Here is a 16,709-nt window from a genome sequence, read left to right on the forward strand (position 1 = left end):
CCGGCCGTTCCGACGCCGGGGCGCGCGCCGTTCCCCCGACGCGCCCTCCCCGTACGACCCCTCGCCCACCCCCCGCTCGATCCCCGGCCGCCCTGATCCCTGGAGCCACCGTGACAACCCCCTTCCACCACGAACCCGGCGCCGTCCCGCCGCCCCAGTGCCCCGCGCACAACCTCGGCACCGGCCCCGGCGGCCTGCGCCGGCTGTACGGCCCCGAGGCGGAGAACGACCCCGCCGGCCTCTACGACAAGCTCCGCGCCGAGCACGGCACGGTCGCCCCGGTCCTGCTCCACGGCGACGTACCCGCCTGGCTCGTCCTCGGCCACAGCGAGAACCTCCACCTCACCCGCACGCCCTCCCAGTTCTCCCGCGACTCCCGCCGCTGGCGGGCCCTCCAGGACGGCAGCGTCGCGCCCGACCACCCGCTCGCCCCGATCTTCACCTGGCAGCCCATCTGCGTCTTCGCCGACGGCGCCAAGCACGAGCGGCAGCGCGGCGCGGTCACGGACAGCATGGAGCGCATCGACACCCGGGGCGTCCGCCGCCACATCAACCGCTTCAGCAACCGCCTGGTCAACGACTTCTGCGAGAAGGGCAGCGCCGACCTCGTCGGCCAGTTCGCCGAGCACCTGCCGATGATGGTGATGTGCGCGATCTTCGGCATGCCCGAGGAGTACGACGAGCGTCTCGTCCAGGCCGCCCGTGACATGACCCGGGGCACCGCGACCGCCGTCGCCAGCAACGCCCATGTCGTCGCCGTGCTGACCCGCCTCGTGGAGCGCCGCCGCGCCGAACCGGCCCCCGACTTCGCCACCTGGCTCGTCGAGCACCCGGCGACGATGACCGACGTCGAGGTCGTCGAGCACCTGCGCCTCATCCTCATCGCCGCCTACGAGTCCACCGCCAACCTCATCGCCAACGTGCTGCGCATGGTCCTCACCGACCCGCGCTTCCGCGCCCGGCTCAGCGGCGGCCACATGACCGTCCCCGAGGCGGTGGAGCAGACCCTGTGGGACGAGCCCCCGTTCACCGCCGTCTTCGGCCGCTGGGCGGTCGGCGACACCGAGCTGGGCGGCCAGCAGATCAAGGCCGGTGACGCGCTGCTCGTCGGGATCGCCCCCGCCAACACCGACCCCGCGGTCCGCCCCGACCTCGCCGCCGACATGGGCGGCAACCGCGCCCACCTCGCCTTCAGCGGCGGCCCGCACGAGTGCCCCGGCCAGGACATCGGCCGGGCCATCGCGGACGTGGGCGTCGACGCGCTCCTGATGCGGCTGCCCGACCTCCAGCTGGGCGTCGATGAGGGCGAGCTGCGCTGGGTCGGCAACATCATGTCCCGCCACCTGGTCGAGCTGCCGGTGAAGTTCGCCCCCAGCCCGCAGCAGAAGCTGGACGCCGACCCGCTCTCGGTGATGGCCCGCCCGGCCCGTCCCGCGGGGGACTGGGAGATCTCCTCCCCGGCCCGCCCCGTCCCCGAGCCCGCGCACTCCCTCGCCGGGACGCAGCCCGCCCACGCCCCGGGCGGGGCGCCGCTGCCCCGGCCCGCCCCGCCCGCCGAGGGCACGGCTCCGGCGGGCGGTCAGCCGGCCCCCGGCACCGCCGTGGTCCCCGCGCAGCGCCGTCCCGCCGCGCCCGCCCGGCTCTGGCAGGCCGTCGCCCGCTGGTGGAAGGGGTACTGACCCCGCCGTCGACGGCCCCGGCCCCGTGACCGACGGCCCCGGAACCCGCAGCCGGGTTCCGGGGCCGTTCCGCCGTCCGCCGGGTCCGTCCCCGTACCATCGAGCAGCGTGAAGCTGACAATTCTTGGCGGTGGCGGATTCCGGGTGCCTCTCGTGTACGGGGCCCTGCTCGGCGATCACGCCGAGGGCCGGGTCACCCGGGTCACCCTCTACGACACCGACGCCGACCGGCTCACCGCCGTCGCCCGGGTCCTCGGTGAACAGGCGCGGGACATCCCGGACGCGCCCGCCGTGGTCGCGACCACCGAACTGGACGAGGCGCTGCGCGGCGCCGACTTCGTCTTCTCCGCGATCCGCGTGGGCGGCCTCGCCGGACGCGCCGCCGACGAGCGCGTCGCCCTGGACCTGGGCGTGCTCGGCCAGGAGACCGTCGGCGCCGGCGGGATCGCGTACGGACTGCGCACCGTCCCCGTCGCCGTCGAGCTGGCCCGGCGCATCGCCCGGATCGCCCCGCACGCCTGGACCATCAACTTCACCAACCCGGCCGGGCTGGTCACCGAGGCCATGTCCCGCCACCTCGGAGACCGGGTCATCGGCATCTGCGACTCCCCGGTCGGGCTCGGGCGGCGCATCGCCCGCACCCTGGGCGCCGACCCGGACCGGGCCTGGATCGACTACGCGGGCCTCAACCACCTGGGCTGGGTGCGGGGGCTGTACGTCGACGGGCGGGACGAACTGCCCCGGCTGCTCGCGGACCCGGCGCTGCTCTCCTCCTTCGAGGAGGGCCGCCTCTTCGGCGCCGGCCTGCTCGCCTCGCTCGGCGCGGTCCCCAACGAGTACCTGCACTACTACTACTTCAACCGGGAGGCCGTCCGCGCCTACCAGGAGGCCGAGCAGACCCGGGGCGCCTTCCTCCGCGAGCAGCAGGAGGGGTTCTACGCCCGGATGCGGCGGCCCGGCACCCCGGCCCTGGCCACCTGGGACCGTACCCGTGCCGAGCGCGAGGCCACGTACATGGCGGAGAACCGCGAGGTGGCCGGCGCGGGGGAGCGGGCGGAGAGCGACCTCGAATCCGGCGGCTACGAGCAGGTGGCCCTCGCCCTCATGCGGGCCGTCGCCCGCAACGAGCGCACCTCGCTCATCCTCAACGTCCGCAACCGCACGGCCCTGTCCTGCCTGGACGCGGAGGCCGTCGTGGAGGTGCCCTGCCTGGTCGACGCCAACGGCGCCCACCCGGTGGCGGTTTCGCCGCTCCCGTACGACGCGGCCGGTCTGGTCACCGCCGTGAAGGCCGTGGAGCGTACAGTGCTGGAGGCGGCGGAGAGCCGGTCGCGGGCGGCGGCGGTGCGGGCCTTCGCCCTCCACCCGCTGGTCGACTCCGTGGCCGTGGCGGCGAAGCTGGTGGACGGCTATGCCGAGGCCCACCCGCAACTCGCCCACCTCGACCGGCCGTAGAGGGCGGAATCACGGGGCCGGGACGGCGCTCCTGGCCCAGGTCGGCGCCACTCCCGCGATCTGGCACACCATCAGGAACAGCGGGATGGGCGGGGTGTAGGGGGTGAGGCTGTCCGGCGAGTGGATCAGCTTGGGGCGCACGGCGGGGACGTCGGCGCCCCGTGCGTACAACACCTGACCGGGCCAGTCGAGATCCAGGTCCGAACCGGCCGGGACGATCCACCACCAGCGGTCCGCGTCGGCGAACACGCACCCGGTGCGCGGGAGATGGGACATCAGCCGGAAGCCGTGCCGGGCGGGCACGCCGACCGCGTCGCACCCCAGGGTGGCGGACATCGAGGGCGGCAGCGCCAGCCGGACCCGGCCCCCACGGGGCTCCTCGGCGGGGAGCGGGCGGTGCGCACCGCGTAGCTTGGACAGCGCGTTCCTCAGCATGGCCGCTCCGCGCCGCCGTGCGGGAGCTCCGCCCACACGATCCGGCCGGAGTCGTCACCGGCGTCGTGGGAACCCCACGAGCTGCTCACCGTGTCGACCAGCAGCAGGCCCCTCCCGTGCTCGTCGTCGGAGCAGCGGCGCAGCCGGGGACCGCCCGGCTGGTGCCCCTGGTCCTGCACGGCTATCCGCAGCCATCTGCCCAGGCAGCGCAGCTCGCAGACCACCCGGGTGCTCGCGGTGTGCACGACCGCGTTGGTGACCAGCTCGGACACGATGAGCACGGCCGCGTCGTAGACGTCACCGCCCAGCCGCCAGCTCTCCAGCCGGGCCCGGGTCAGCTGCCGGGCCCCGGCCACCGACTCCGGGCGCGCGGGCAGCGCGAAGCAGTATCGGAGCGCTTCCGTCCCGGGGGTGAGATCCATGAGCCGGGGGATGAGCGCACTGCCAGGTGCCACGACCGATTCCTCACAGTGGGGGCTGCGTCACGCTTCGTTCCCCGGTGTCGGAGGAGCGGTCATGACTGAGCGAACTGGTTCGATGACCAACTCTCCCCCTGCCGAGGACACTTGGCAAGGGGCACTCTGAAATTTTCAGAGTGACCGTGTCGTTGGGGGCGCACGCGTGGCACACTGCTCGCAAAACAGCGCATGGGGAGGTCTGAAGTGAGCGAACCACGGTCCGCCCCGACCGTGGGTCAGGTCGTGCTCGGCAAGCGCCTGCAGGATCTGCGGGAGCGCGTCGGACTGACCCGTGACCAGGCGGCGAAGGTGCTCAGGGTCGCCCCCGCGACGATACGCCGGATGGAGACGGCCGAGGTCGGGCTCAAGATCCCCTATGTCCAGCTGCTGCTGAAGGCGTACGGCGTCGCCGACGACGAGGCCGAGGCCTTCGTCGAACTGGCCGAGGAGGCCAACAAGCCCGGCTGGTGGCAGCGGTTCCACGATGTGCTGCCCGACTGGTTCAGCATGTACGTCAGCCTGGAGGGAGCCGCGAGCCTCCTGCGCATGTACGAGCCGCACTTCATCCCGGGCCTGCTCCAGACCGAGGAGTACGCCCGCTCCGTGATGCGCACCGGGGCCGTCGGCCAGACCCGGCCCGAGGACATCGAACGCCATGTGGCGCTGCGGATGGAGCGGCAGTCCCTGCTCACCAAGGACGACGCCCCGCGGCTCTGGGTGATCATGGACGAGACGGTCCTGCGGCGGCCGGTGGGCGGCCCGCAGGTGATGCGCGCCCAGATCGACAAGCTGCTCGAATCCGCCGAGCTGCCCCATGTCACCGTGCAGCTGGCGGAGTTCGCGAGCGGCCACCACCCGGGCACCTACGGGCCGTTCGTCCTCTTCCGCTTCGCCGTTCCCGAACTTCCCGACATGGTCTTCAGCGAGTACCTGACCGGAGCGGTCTACTTCGACGCGCGCCCCGAGGTGGCCTCGTACCTGGAGGTCATGGACCGGATGGCGGCCCAGGCCGCGACTGCGCTACGCACGAAGGAAATCCTCCGGGACTTCCGCAAGGAGCTGTGATGAACCACATATACAACGGCATGCCGGCCGCCGACCTCGGCTCCGAAGGCTGGTACAAGCCCTGGAGCGGCGGCAACGGGGGCAACTGCATCGAGGCCATGAAGCTCGACGACGGGCGGGTCGCGGTGCGCCAGTCCGCCGACCCGGACGGCCCCGCGCTCATCTACTCCAACGGTGAGATCGCCGCGTTCATCCAGGGCGCCAAGGCCGGCCAGGCGGATTTCCTCCTCACCTGACGCACCACCACCCATCCTCCCCGACCCCTATCCCATGGAGTGCGCCATGACCGGGCGAGACCCCCTGGCCATCGAGATCGACACGAGCAAGCCGCATCCCGCCCGGATGTACGACTGGTTCCTCGGCGGCAAGGACAACTACCCGGTCGACGAACAGATGGCGCGCCAACTGCTGAAGCTCGACGCCAGGGGCCGGGACATGGCCCGGGTCAACCGGGCGTTCATGCACCGGGCCACCCGCTGGCTCGCGGATCGGGGCGTACGCCAGTTCCTGGACATCGGCACCGGCATCCCCACCGAGCCGAACCTCCACCAGATCGCCCAGCGGACCGCCCCCGACGCCCGGGTCGTCTACTGCGACAACGACCCGATCGTCCTGGCCCACGCGGCGGCCCTGCTGCGCTCCACCCCCGAGGGCGCCACCGAGTACATCCAGGCCGACGCCCGCAAACCGGAGACGATCCTCGCCGAGGCCGGCCAGGTGCTGGACTTCGGGCAGCCGATCGCGCTCTCCCTGCTGGCCCTGCTGCACTTCATCGACGACGAGGACGGGGCGGCCGAACTGGTCGGGAAGCTGGTCGGCCAGCTCCCGTCCGGCAGCTATCTGGTCCTCTCGCACACCACCGGCGACTTCGACCCGGAGGGCGCGGCCCGGGCCCGCGCCCTGTACAAGGAGCGCGGGATGACCCTGCGCCCCCGATCGCGCGCCGAACTGGCAGCCCTCTTCGACGGCCTGGAACTGGTCGAGCCCGGCGTCTCGCTCTCCGCCGACTGGCACCCGGAGCTGGGCGAGGTCATCGACGTCCCGGGCGACGAGCCGATCCCCGGTTACGCGGGAGTGGCCCGCAAGCCCTGAGCCCGCAGCGCCTCACCGGGTCAGCGCATGGCCCGTCGTCGCGTCCACGTGGTCCGGTACGGGGTCGTGGGCGTCGCCCACCGTCGACGTACCGGAGGGCTCGAGGAGCAGGAGCGAGGCACCGTCCGCCGAACGCGGCCGGCGCCGGTTCGCGGCGGGGCGGTGAGCCGGGCCCGGAGCGCCCGCGGGCCCGGTCCCGGACCGCCGGACCGCACCCCGGCGGCACAATGGACCCATGTCACGACGCACCTCCCGCCCCGGGCGGCAGCCCGCCGCCCCGCGCATCACCGCCGCCTCGCCCTGTCCCTGCGGGCTGCCCGCGACGTACGGGGAGTGCTGCGGGCGCTTCCACGCCGGCAGCGCCGCCGCCCCGACCTGCGAGGCGCTGATGCGTTCCCGGTACGCGGCCTTCGTCGTCCAGGACGCCCCGTACCTCCTGCGCACCTGGCACCCCGGGACCCGCCCGCCCGGCGTGGACTTCGACCCCGCGACGCGCTGGACCGGGCTGGAGATCCTCGCCACCACCGAGGGCAGCGCGTTCCACACCACCGGGACGGTCACCTTCCGCGCCCGCTACACCGACGACGGCCGGCCCGACTCCCTCCACGAGCAGAGCCGCTTCGTCCGCCACGAGGGCGCCTGGGTCTACGCGTCGGCGGTCTTCGCCGACTGAAATCCGTTGTCCACCGGGGCGGCGGGCCCTCTATGATCCGCGCATGCACGAGGACGAAGCGGAAGCCCCGCACGCCACGCGGGAAAGGGTCTGGCGCGGCGAGCAGGTGGCCTTCACCCCCGTCGAGCCGGACGACGCCGCGCTCATCCAGCGCTGGCGCGCCGACCCGGTCGCCGCCCGCGAGACCGGAATCTGGCCGGGGCCCCTCCACGACCTGCACGAACGGCTCGTCGCATATGTCGAGGACCGCACCCGGGACGACTTCCTGGTCCTGCTCCCGGACGACACGCCCATCGGTCACATAGCCCTCCACGAGGAGGACTTCGTCGACGGCACCGCCGAGGCCTACCTCCTGCTCGCCCCCGAGCACCGGGCCAAGGGGTACGGCGCCGACGCCCTGGCCGCCCTCACCGACCTGGCCTTCGGCGAACTGCCTCTGCACCGTGTGGAGGCCATCACCCACACCGACAACACCGCCTCCCTCGCCACCCTGAAGAGGGCGGGCTTCACCCAGGAGGGCGTGCGCCGGTCCGCCTGTCTGCACCGGGGCCGCCGCCACGACAGCGCCCTCCTCGCGCTGCTCCGCGAGGAGTGGGAGGCGCAGACCCGGCACCGGGCCTGGGACCACGGCTGACCCGGGGCGCCGGGCGGGCGCCCCGGCCCCGGGCGATCAGGCGGGGGCCCCGACCCGGGTGGAGCCGCCCGGACGGGGCTCCGGTGACAGCTCCTGGGCCAGGTCCTCCGCCAGGAGCCGTTTCGCGATCACGTCCACGGCGGCCCGCAACTGTCCGTCGCCGGGCCGGGCCCCGTCCTCCGCCAGCCGTTCGTTGAGCCAGCGGCCCCAGGCCTCCGAGATCACCCGGGCCTCGCGCGCGCCCGCCGCCGTGTGCGAGAAGATCCGGCCGTCCCCCGTCAGATAGCCCTCCTCGATCATCCGGTCGAAGACGGGCACCAGGACCTCCGGCGGCAGCCGGTGCCGGGTCGCGATGAGCCGCAGCCCGGCGTGGCCGACCATCCGGGTGAACAGGTCGACCTGCATCACCGCCCAGGCGCCCGCCATGTCCAGCCGGGTGTCGGACTCCCGGATGATCCGGCGGGCGGTGTCCGGACCGGCGCCGTGCAGGATCGAGGCCACCGAGATCTCCAGCAGCTTCTCCGAGTCGCCGCTGCCCGGCTGGGCGAAGCCCTCGCCCATGTCCGTCGAGGCGAGCCGGGCCGAGTCCCGCAGCTTCACCTCCTTGAGAAAGAGCGCGACGACGAAGCCGATCAGCGCCACCGGCACCGTCCACAGGAACACGGTGTGCAGGGTCTGCGCGTACGCCTGGGAGAGCGGCTCCACCTGCGCGGCGGGCAGCGCGTGCAGGGCCTGCGGGCTCTCCGCTGCCCGGGCCAGGGCCGCCGGGTCGCCGCCCGCCGCCACCGCCTGGGCGATCCCGTCCCGGAGGTTGGGCGTCAGCGCGTTGGCGTAGATCGTCCCGAAGACGGCCGTGCCGAAGGCGCTGCCGAGCGTACGGAAGAACGTCACGCCCGAGGTGGCCGTGCCCAGGTCCGCGTAGTCCACGGTGTTCTGCACGGCGATCGTCAGCACCTGCATGGCGAGGCCGATCCCGAGCCCCAGCACCACCATGTACAGCGACTCCAGCCACACCCCGGTCTCCGGCCCCATCCGGGAGAGCAGGAAGAGCCCGGCCGCCATGACCAGCGTTCCGGCGATGGGGAAGAGGCGGTAGCGGCCGGTCCTGCTGACCACCGTGCCGCTGAAGACCGAGGCGGCCAGCAGCGCGGCGACCAGGGGCAGGGTCCGTACGCCGGAGAGGGTGGCCGAGTCCCCGTCCACGTACTGGAGATAGGTCGGCAGGAAGATCATCGAGCCGAGCATCGCGAAGCCCACGATGAAGCTGAGCACCGAGCACACGGTGAAGACCGGGTTTCGGAACAGCCGCATCGGCAGCATCGGTTCCTTCGCCCGGGTCTCGATCACACAGAAGAGCGCCAGGGCGATGATCCCGCCGGTGAACAGCCCGATGATCACCGGGGAGCCCCAGGCGTACTCGTTGCCGCCCCAGCTCGTCGCGAGGATCAGCGCGCTCGCCCCGACGGCGACGAACGCGATCCCGGCGTAGTCGATGACCGGCCGCCCCGCCGCCTTCACCGCGGGGATGTTCCGGGCGGCGGCGATCACCACGACGATCGCGATGGGGACGTTGACGTAGAACGCCCAGCGCCAGGTCAGATGGTCGGTGAAGAGCCCGCCGAGCAGCGGCCCGATCACCGTGGAGATGCCGAAGACGGCCCCGATCGCCCCCTGGTACTTGCCGCGCTCGCGCAGCGGGATCACGTCCGCGATCAGCGCCATCGACGTGACCATGAGACCGCCGGCGCCGATGCCCTGCATCCCGCGCCAGATGATCAGCAGCAGCATGTCGGAGGCGAGTCCGCAGAGGAACGAGCCGGTGATGAAGATGATCGCCGAGACCTGGAAGACCAGCTTCCGCCCGAAGAGGTCACCGAACTTGCCGACCAGGACGGTGGCGATCGTCTCGGTGAGCAGATAGGCGGTGACCACCCAGGACATGTGCGCGGCGCCGCCCAGGTCCGAGACGATCGTCGGCAGGGCCGTGCCCACGATGGTCTGGTCGAGCGCCGCCAGCAGCATCCCGAGCACGATGGTGGCGAAGACGATGTTGCGCCGCCGCCGGTCGAGGACGGGCGGCGGCGCGGCGGCACTCTGCGCGGCGGGGGCTTGCTCGCTGGCAGTGGTCACGTCTGCACCCTCACACCGGCTCCCGCCGCCCGCATGCGGGAGCGGGCCGGACGGGGGTCAGCCGGTCAGCGCGGCGAGCGACGCCGTCAGCCGGGCCACGAACGCCTCCCTGACCTCCTCGCCCACCCGGTCGAGCGAGAGATACGGATTGAGGTCCTCCAGCTCCACGAGCAGCAGCTCCCCCTCGACCGTACGGCAGGCGTCGACCCGCTGGATGCCGTACGGGAGGGAGTTCCAGGCGACGAACCGGCGGGCGAACGCCAGATCCTCCGCGCCCGCCGCGTACGGCTCCAGCACCCACCGCCGCTCCGGGTCCGGCGCGTACAGCGCGTACTGGAAGTCCTGGTCGACGAAGAAGAAGGAGACCTCGTGGCGGAAGTCGATCCGGGGCTGCGCGAGCAGCACCCCCGCGCCCTCCCGCTCCAGCTCGTCCGCCACCTCCGCCGGGCCGACGAACCGCAGCCCAACCGAGTCCGCCCCCAGCTTCGGCTTGACCACGTACGCCCCGGCCTCGGGCAGCAGCCCCACATCCGCCGCCCGGTCCACCGTGGGGATCACCGGGAACCCGGCCCGGCCCAGCTCCACCAGGTACTCCTTCCCCGCCATGTCCCCGCGCCCGTCCAGCGGGTTGTACACGGGCACCCCCCGCTCCAGCGCCCGCGCGCGGAACGCGTCGTACGCCTCCCGGTAGTGCAGGACGGGCCCGCTGTTGCGTACGAGGGCGAGGTCGAAGCGGTCCAGCAGCGCGGCCGCGTCGCGGGGGTGGCAGAGCGCGACGTCGAACGCCTCGCGCAGCCGGGAGGCCAGGAAGATGTCCTCGTCGCAGTAGCGCCGCCCGCGCGCCTGGTAGGCGAGGTCGGTGACGAGGAGGAGGGCGGGTCGGCGTGGGGCGGTCATGGCTTCTCCGGGTGAGCGCGGGGCGGGCGACGGGGACACCGCCCGCCCCGCAGGATGCCGCACGGGGGCCCGCACGCCCAATTCCGGCCCTCCGGCAGGCGCCGCACACCCTTCCGCGGTGGCGCCGCCCTCAGCCTCCTGCGACGGAGCCGCCCGGTCCCGGGCATCGCGGCGAGCCGGGCGCTCGTCGGCACCCGCCTCGTACCCGACCGTTCCCCGGACTCACAGCTCCTCGTCCCGGGCCAGCCTCCGGGCCCCCTGCAGGTGCCGGTCGAGTTCCCCCGCGGCGAACCTCGTCATGCCCACCACGTGCCAGAACTCGCCCGCCACTTCGCCCTCGGACTTGTACCCCCCGTCCGGTGTCAGGGCCGCCCAGCCGCCCTGCACCCCGATGAGCGTCGCCTTCCGCGTCACGGTCGCCGGGTCCGCGCCCACCCGCCACAACCGGACCGTTCCGTCGTCCCCGGAGCTCGCGAGGTGTTTCCCGTCCGGGCTGAACGCGAGCGAGTAGATCCGGCCGCTGTGCCCCCGAAGGACGTCCTTCTCCGCCCCCGTCTCCGGGGCCCAGAGCCTGATGACGCGGTCGTCGCCCGCCGTCGCGAGCAGCGGAAGCGTCGGGTGCGCGGCCGCCGTCCAGAGCTTGCCCGTGCTGTGCCGCAGCACGTGCCGGGCGACGCCGTCCCGCCAGACCACCGCCGTGCCGTCCCACGAGGCGCTCGCGAGCCAGGAGAGGTCCGGGCCGAAGGCCACGGCGTAGACCCGGTCGGCATGGCCGCGCAGGGTCTTGGAGAGGGCACCGTCCCGGGTGCGCCAGACACGTACGCGCCCGTCGTCGCAGCCGGTCGCCACGGAGGCACCGTCCTTGGCGAACGCGACCGACCGCACCCGGCCCTGGTGGCCGTCGAGATGGAGGTCGTGGGAGCCGGTGGCGCGCCGCCACAGGCTCACCGAGTCGTCGTCGTTGGCCGTGGCGATCTGCTCGCCGTCCGCGCTGAACGCCTCGGCCCAGCTGCGGTCCGTCTCGACGTCCAGCTCGCGCAGGAACGTGCCGCCCTCGGCATCCCACAGCGAGACGTGGCCCGTGCTGCCCGCCGTGGCGAGGACGCTGCCCACCGGACTGAACACGGCCGAGATCAACCGGTCGCCCCGGCCGACGAGTTCGTGCAGGCACCGGCCGGTGCGCACGTCCCACAGGCGGACGATGCCGTCGCTTCCCGCGCTCGCGAGGCAGCGCCCCGTCGCGTCGAAGGAGACCGCGTTGACGCGCCGCCCGTGACCGCGCAGGATCGGCTTGCCCTGGCCGGTCGCCGCGTCCCAGATCTGCACCACGCCGTCGTCCCCGGCCGTCACCAGCTGCGAGTCCTCCGGCCGGAACCGGCACGACCAGGCCGAGCCCTGGTGCGGGGTCGGCTGCAGGGGCTCGGGTACGGCCTCGTACCCCTCGTGCCCCGCCGAGAGCCGCCAGAGGCGGACGGCGCCGGTCGAGTCGCAGGCCGCGAGGCGGCGGCCGTCGTCGGCGAAGACGATCTGGTAGACACCTCCCGAACCCTGTTCGAGCGGCGGCCCCGGCAGCCCGGTGCGCGGGTCCCACAACCGCACCCCGCCGTCGGTGTCGCCGCTCGCCAGGAGGTCGCCCCCGGGGTGGAAGTCCAGGGTGTAGACACGGCCCGAGTGGCCCCGCAGCTCGTGCAGGAGCCGCTGGTCACGGGCGCGCCAGATCCGTACGGTCCCGTGGTCGGCGACGCCTTCGTCGGCGGTGGCGAGGAGACTTCCGTCCGGGCTGAAGCGGACCCGGAACACGGGGCCGTCGTGCTCCGGGAGACTGGCGATCAGCTCTCCCGTCACCGTGTCCCAGATCCGCACGGTGCCACTCCTGTCGCCCGTGGCGAGGGTGCGCCCGTCGGGGCTGAAGACGGTCGTGTAGACGAGGACGGTGTGCCCGGGGAACGCGTGCAGCCGGTCGCCGCTCGCGGTGTCCCACAGCCGGACGACGCCGTCGCCGTCACCCGTGGCGAGCATGGCACCGGTCGGGTCGAGGGTGATCGGCCAGACCCCGTCCGGGTGGACGGAGAGCTTGGCACGGCAGCGGCCCGACACCGGGTCCCACAGGGCCACGGTGCCGTCCGCGCTGCCCGTCGCCAGCACCGAGTCCCGGAACCGGACGGCGTAGACCCGGGCGGTGTGGCCGTGCAGGACGCGCAGCGCCTCGCCGTTCTCGGGCGCGCAGATCAGGACGCTGCCGTCCTGGCTGCCCGCGGCGAGGAGCTCCCCGTCCGGGCTGTACGCGACGGGCTCGGGCAGTCGGCCCTGCTGCCGGCTGAAGCCGTAGGGGACGCTGACGGAGGCCGGGCGCAGCACGGTCTCCAGGGGCACCCCCGGGGCGATGGTCGCGGAGGCCAGCTCCTCGGACCGGGCCGCCTCGTCGTCGAGTTCGCTGCGGATGAGGACGGCGCGCCGCCAGCGGCTCCCGGTGAGCCGCGCTCCGCGCAGGTCCGAGCCGATGAGCCGGGAACGGCGCAGGTCGGCGTGGCTCAGGTCGGCCCCGTTCAGGTTGGCGCCGTCGAGCCGGGCTCCGGTGAGGCGGGCGCCCCGCAGGACGGCACCGGAGAGGTCGGCACCGGAGAGCTGGGTGTCCGTGAGGTTGGCCCCGGTCAGGTCGAGCCCGGACAGATCGCGGCCGGAGAGGTCCTCGCCGGGGAAGTGCACGCCCCGCAGGTCGGCGTCGACCGACACACGGCGCCGCCGGGTGAAGCGGTAGGCGTTGGTACGGGCGGCGTCGGTGGCGGACGCCCCCGCCCGCCCGGTGCCCGAGGCTCCGCCGGCGCTCTCGCCGGGGTCCTGGCCAGGGCTCTCCAGGGTCCGCCGCACCCACGCGGTGATCTGCTCCGCGTCCGCGAGGTCGCAGAAGAACTCGACGGCGAGCGGCGAGAGCTCCCGCTTCGTGAGGAGTGTGTCGTCCCCCTGGCCGAGGCGTCGCGCGGCCTCTCTCGCCACGAGCCACTCGATGACCGACTCATGGATGAAGTGGAAGACGCCGTCGTCGACACGGACGAGGAGGGTGCCTGCGCCGACCGCTTGGGCCTCGTGCGCGAAGAGCGCCCGGTCGTCGTGTTGTCCGAAGGTCTCGGCGACGATCTGGGTCAGCTCGGCGAGGGGGAGACTGCCGCGCCCGCTCTCCCACAGGCGCAGCGCCAGCGCGGTGACGGACCGCCACAACTGGTCGAGCTCCAGTCCCGGCGCGGCGCCCGGGCCGCCCTGCCCGCGCCGCTCCTCGAAGCGGAGCCACGTACGGAAGACGTCCTCGTAGAGCCGGGCCGCGCTGAGCGTTCCCCCGGAGCGTGCCACGGCCCTGATCTGCTGCTCGTCGAGCGCCGCCACGAAGCTGAGCAGCCGGGGGTTGCTGCAGAGGTCGAGCAGTTGGCGGATGCCGAGGAGCAGCTCGTACCGGCGGGTGGCCGCCTCCTCGTCGCCGTAGTAGTTGACGAGGTAGCGGCGGATCTGGTGGGGCGCGAAGCCCTCGACGGACAGGAGCCGGCGCTGCGGGAGGAGTCCGACCTGCTCGCCGAGCGGGGTGAGGACCTGCTCGTCGGAGCGGAAGTGCTGGGTGCGGCCGCTGACGACGATTTTGGCGTGGTCGACCGCGGCCTTGAGGAGGGTGTGCAGGTGCTCGGCCGCGCGTTCGTAGCTGACCCGGTTGACGAGTTCGTCGAAGCCGTCGAAGAGGAGGACGACGCGGCCCTGGCGCAGCATGTAGCGCAGGGCGCGCAGGTCGATGACGTCGACACCGCGGTTGGCGAGATGGGCGGCGACGAGACCTTCGAGGCTGTGCGAGCGGTCCAGCGAGCGGAGGGGGATGAGCAGCGGGGCCAGGTGCGGGAGCCGTTCGGGGATGCGGCGGGCCAGCTCCCGCAGCGCGAAGGTCTTGCCGTGGCCGAAGCTGCCGAGGAGGAGGAGCACCCGGCCCTGGTCGGTCTCCAGGAGCCGGAGCATCTCGTCGACGAGGTCGTCGCCCTCCCCGTCGCCCGGGTGGACCTCGTCGCGGTAGCGCTGGGGGAGGTACAGCTCGGGGGCGTAGGGCCCCTCCGCGGAGAGCTCCGCCGTCTGCGCGGCGACGTAGCCGCGCAGGTCGATGAGGCCCTGCAGCTCCAGAAAGCTGCGCACCCGTACCCCACGGCGCGCCGCACGCTCGCGCAGCCCGGGCTCGGGCCGCTCGCCCGCGTACACCAGCTCGGCGTCGGTGCCCGCGTCGTCGGCGTGGACCAGGGCGAGCAGGCGGTCGAGGTCGTCGTCGGTGGGGGTGCCGGGCTGGACCGCGAGGCGCAGCAGCCGCACCACGTCGTCCTCGTCCCAGGCGGCGACGATCTGGGTCAGGTCCTCGGGCCCGGCGGGCCGAACGTCACGCAGGCGCACGTCCGGGCGGCGGGCCCGCAGGACGTCCTTGACCCGCTCGGCGAGCTGGGCGCTTGGGTCGTTGACGGTGCGGTTGTCCGCGTGTCCCGAACCGTGCGCGGGGATCTCCTCGTCACCGGTGTCGTCGGGGAAGCGGGGCGCGGAGTGCCAGTCGACCGGATGGACGACGGGCTCGGCGGTGGAACCCTCCTCGTGGGGTGTCCACCGTTCGACCCCGCGCGCATCGATGCGCAGCAGGCTGAACCGCCCCGGTCCCGCGGCCCCGAGCAGCGGCAGGGCTCCGGTGGCGGAGGGCAGTTCGGCATGGGTCGGCCTGGCGTTCTGGTCCCTGCCGTCCCCGCCGGGGCCGTGCAGGAGGAGGTGGAGGCGGGGCGCGAGGAGCCGCCCGAAGACATCGGTGTCGCGGAGCGGTCCGGGCGCCTCCCCAGTGCCGCCGCCCGGCCCGGACGCCCCGCCACCGCGGGCGTGGGGGAGGAGCGGGTGCCGGATGAGCCCGACCCGGAGCCAGCCCTCCTCCTCGTACTGGCGGAGCGTCTCGGCGAACCAGGCCGCCTGGGCCCGCCCGACCAGTCCGTACCGGTCCTCCAGGCGGTGGGTGCGGGCGATCGAGGAGTTGAAGCCGGCGACGACCGTGCGCAGTTCCGGTACGGGGAAGAGCGTCCAGGGCTGGTCGGAGCCGAAGACGGTGTCGAGTCCCTGGTACAGCCCCTCGAACAGCCGGCTGAAGTGGCGCCACTTCTGCCAGTACGGCGGCTGCGGACGGATCTCGTCGGCCTCGCAGCTGTGGAAGTACGCCTGGCAGGCGGCGTCGCTGACGTCCTGGTTGCCCGGCACGACCAGCACCCGGTGCGGGGCGAGGCGGAGCTGAGCGCGCAGCCCGGTCAGGAAGTCGAGCGCCTGCGCGCAGTTTCGGGGCGAGCCCGATGCGGTCATGTCGCCGGAGACCAGGACCAGGTCCGGTGAGGGGGCGCCGCCGTCCCGCAGCTCGATCAGCCCGCTCTGGACGTCGCGGAGCAGTTCCTCGGGCTCACGGCCGCGTCCGAACTCGGGCCCCGCGAGGTGCAGGATGCTGACGGCCTCCTGCCGTGTGCCGCCCGGCACCGCCGGAGGGTAGGAGGGGGCGGCGTCCGGCCTTCGCCGGCCACCCCGGTCGGCGCCGCCGGTCAGCGGCTGCCGCCAGGACCGGGCGGGCACGGCGGGGGAGCGGGCCGGTCCCCCGCCCGGGTACGAGGGCCTGTCGAGGGGGCGCGCGTGGCCTTCGAGCGCCTGCTCGACGCGGGTGAGGAGCAGCCCGCGCGCGGTGCGCGCGTCGGGCACGCCGACGAGGTCGACGTAGGTGATCGTCGCGAGCAGCCCCTCGACCGGCGCCTCGTCCACGCGCACGGTCAGCAGCCTGCGGTCGGGCTGGTCCGGCTCGGAGCGCAGCGCCGCCTGCCACTCCATCCGTCCGTAGCGGGAGCCCTGGTAGTTCCGGGAGAGGACGGCGATGACGGCGACGGACTCGCTGACACCGCGGTCCATGTAGTCGATGAAGTTGCTGCCCGCGACGAAGTCCCAGGCCTGGATGACCGTGCGGAAGCCGGCCTCCTCCAGGGTCCACGCGATCCAGGATGCCCATGCCTCGTCGGCCGGGGAGTAGCTGATGAAGAAGGTGCCCTGCCGCTGCGGCGTGCCCGCGCTGCCCGTCGTCATCCGCCCATCCTAGGAACCGCGCCCGAAGTGCTGCCGCTGGACAACAGGCCAAAATCGTTGCGATGAAGCGGAGTTGGCGAGAACCGGCG

Annotated in this window: 12 protein-coding genes and 1 pseudogene; 7 read left to right on the forward strand and 6 right to left on the reverse strand. The window is 73.5% G+C overall.

From position 1 onward, the window contains the following. Positions 1-110: 110 nt before the first annotated feature. Together ACQ9ZG_RS29320 and ACQ9ZG_RS29325 are read left to right on the forward strand one after the other, a co-directional pair. Positions 111-1,679: a cytochrome P450 gene (locus ACQ9ZG_RS29320; RefSeq protein WP_499281389.1), complete on the forward strand. Its 1,569-nt coding sequence runs from the start codon at positions 111-113 to the stop codon at positions 1,677-1,679. Between the two features lie 108 nt (positions 1,680-1,787). After that, the gene (locus ACQ9ZG_RS29325) at positions 1,788-3,134 is read left to right on the forward strand and encodes a 6-phospho-beta-glucosidase (protein ID WP_109915116.1); all 1,347 of its coding nucleotides are present in this window, start codon (positions 1,788-1,790) and stop codon (positions 3,132-3,134) included. 9 nt (positions 3,135-3,143) lie between these two features. Here ACQ9ZG_RS29325 and ACQ9ZG_RS29330 read toward each other — a convergent pair whose 3' ends face one another. Both ACQ9ZG_RS29330 and ACQ9ZG_RS29335 read right to left on the reverse strand, forming a co-directional pair. Beyond that, positions 3,144-3,569, reverse strand: a complete 426-nt coding sequence (locus ACQ9ZG_RS29330) for a hypothetical protein (protein WP_018491944.1) — start codon at positions 3,567-3,569, stop codon at positions 3,144-3,146. After that, the gene (locus tag ACQ9ZG_RS29335) at positions 3,563-4,024 is read right to left on the reverse strand and encodes an ATP-binding protein (RefSeq protein ID WP_028418668.1); all 462 of its coding nucleotides are present in this window, start codon (positions 4,022-4,024) and stop codon (positions 3,563-3,565) included. The genes ACQ9ZG_RS29330 and ACQ9ZG_RS29335 overlap by 7 nt, the downstream gene beginning before the upstream one ends. Before the next feature lie 207 nt (positions 4,025-4,231). Here ACQ9ZG_RS29335 and ACQ9ZG_RS29340 point away from each other — a divergent pair, with 207 nt between their 5' ends. The 3 genes from ACQ9ZG_RS29340 to ACQ9ZG_RS29350 are packed head-to-tail and all read left to right on the forward strand — an operon-like array spanning position 4,232 to position 6,184. Continuing rightward, entirely contained in the window at positions 4,232-5,092 is an 861-nt protein-coding gene (locus tag ACQ9ZG_RS29340; protein WP_018491946.1) for a Sco1979 family transcriptional regulator, read from the forward strand. Beyond that, complete coding sequence (locus ACQ9ZG_RS29345) at positions 5,092-5,328, forward strand: DUF397 domain-containing protein (RefSeq protein WP_018491947.1); 237 nt, start codon at positions 5,092-5,094, stop codon at positions 5,326-5,328. Before ACQ9ZG_RS29340 ends, ACQ9ZG_RS29345 begins: the two co-directional genes overlap by 1 nt. A 46-nt stretch (positions 5,329-5,374) precedes the next feature. Next, positions 5,375-6,184, forward strand: coding sequence for an SAM-dependent methyltransferase (locus ACQ9ZG_RS29350; RefSeq protein ID WP_109915117.1), 810 nt, complete (start codon positions 5,375-5,377; stop codon positions 6,182-6,184). 12 nt (positions 6,185-6,196) lie between these two features. Here ACQ9ZG_RS29350 and ACQ9ZG_RS29355 read toward each other — a convergent pair. Beyond that, positions 6,197-6,313: pseudogene (locus ACQ9ZG_RS29355) on the reverse strand (cupin domain-containing protein); the annotation flags it as partial. Positions 6,314-6,419: 106 nt separating this feature from the next. Here ACQ9ZG_RS29355 and ACQ9ZG_RS29360 point away from each other — a divergent pair. Together ACQ9ZG_RS29360 and ACQ9ZG_RS29365 are read left to right on the forward strand one after the other, a co-directional pair. After that, on the forward strand, positions 6,420-6,857 hold the full coding sequence (locus ACQ9ZG_RS29360; RefSeq protein ID WP_109914673.1) for a YchJ family protein: 438 nt from the start codon (positions 6,420-6,422) through the stop codon (positions 6,855-6,857). Positions 6,858-6,900: 43 nt separating this feature from the next. Then, complete coding sequence (locus tag ACQ9ZG_RS29365; RefSeq protein ID WP_109914672.1) at positions 6,901-7,491, forward strand: GNAT family N-acetyltransferase; 591 nt, start codon at positions 6,901-6,903, stop codon at positions 7,489-7,491. Between the two features lie 36 nt (positions 7,492-7,527). On the opposite strand, the gene ACQ9ZG_RS29370 is transcribed toward ACQ9ZG_RS29365, so the two are convergent. From ACQ9ZG_RS29370 to ACQ9ZG_RS29380, 3 genes are all read right to left on the reverse strand, one after another. Further along, a complete protein-coding gene (locus ACQ9ZG_RS29370) occupies positions 7,528-9,621 on the reverse strand; it encodes an MDR family MFS transporter (protein WP_499281390.1) in 2,094 nt (697 codons plus the stop codon). A 57-nt stretch (positions 9,622-9,678) separates the two neighbouring features. Continuing rightward, positions 9,679-10,518 (reverse strand): ATP-grasp domain-containing protein, encoded by an 840-nt coding sequence (locus tag ACQ9ZG_RS29375; RefSeq protein ID WP_109916807.1) that lies wholly within the window; start codon positions 10,516-10,518, stop codon positions 9,679-9,681. A gap of 222 nt (positions 10,519-10,740) precedes the next feature. Further along, entirely contained in the window at positions 10,741-16,620 is a 5,880-nt protein-coding gene (locus ACQ9ZG_RS29380; RefSeq protein WP_499281391.1) for a TIR domain-containing protein, read from the reverse strand. Positions 16,621-16,709: the final 89 nt, after the last annotated feature.

This window comes from Streptomyces araujoniae, from assembly GCF_050871195.1.
In the GTDB taxonomy this organism is placed as follows: Bacteria; Actinomycetota; Actinomycetes; order Streptomycetales; family Streptomycetaceae; genus Streptomyces; species Streptomyces bacillaris.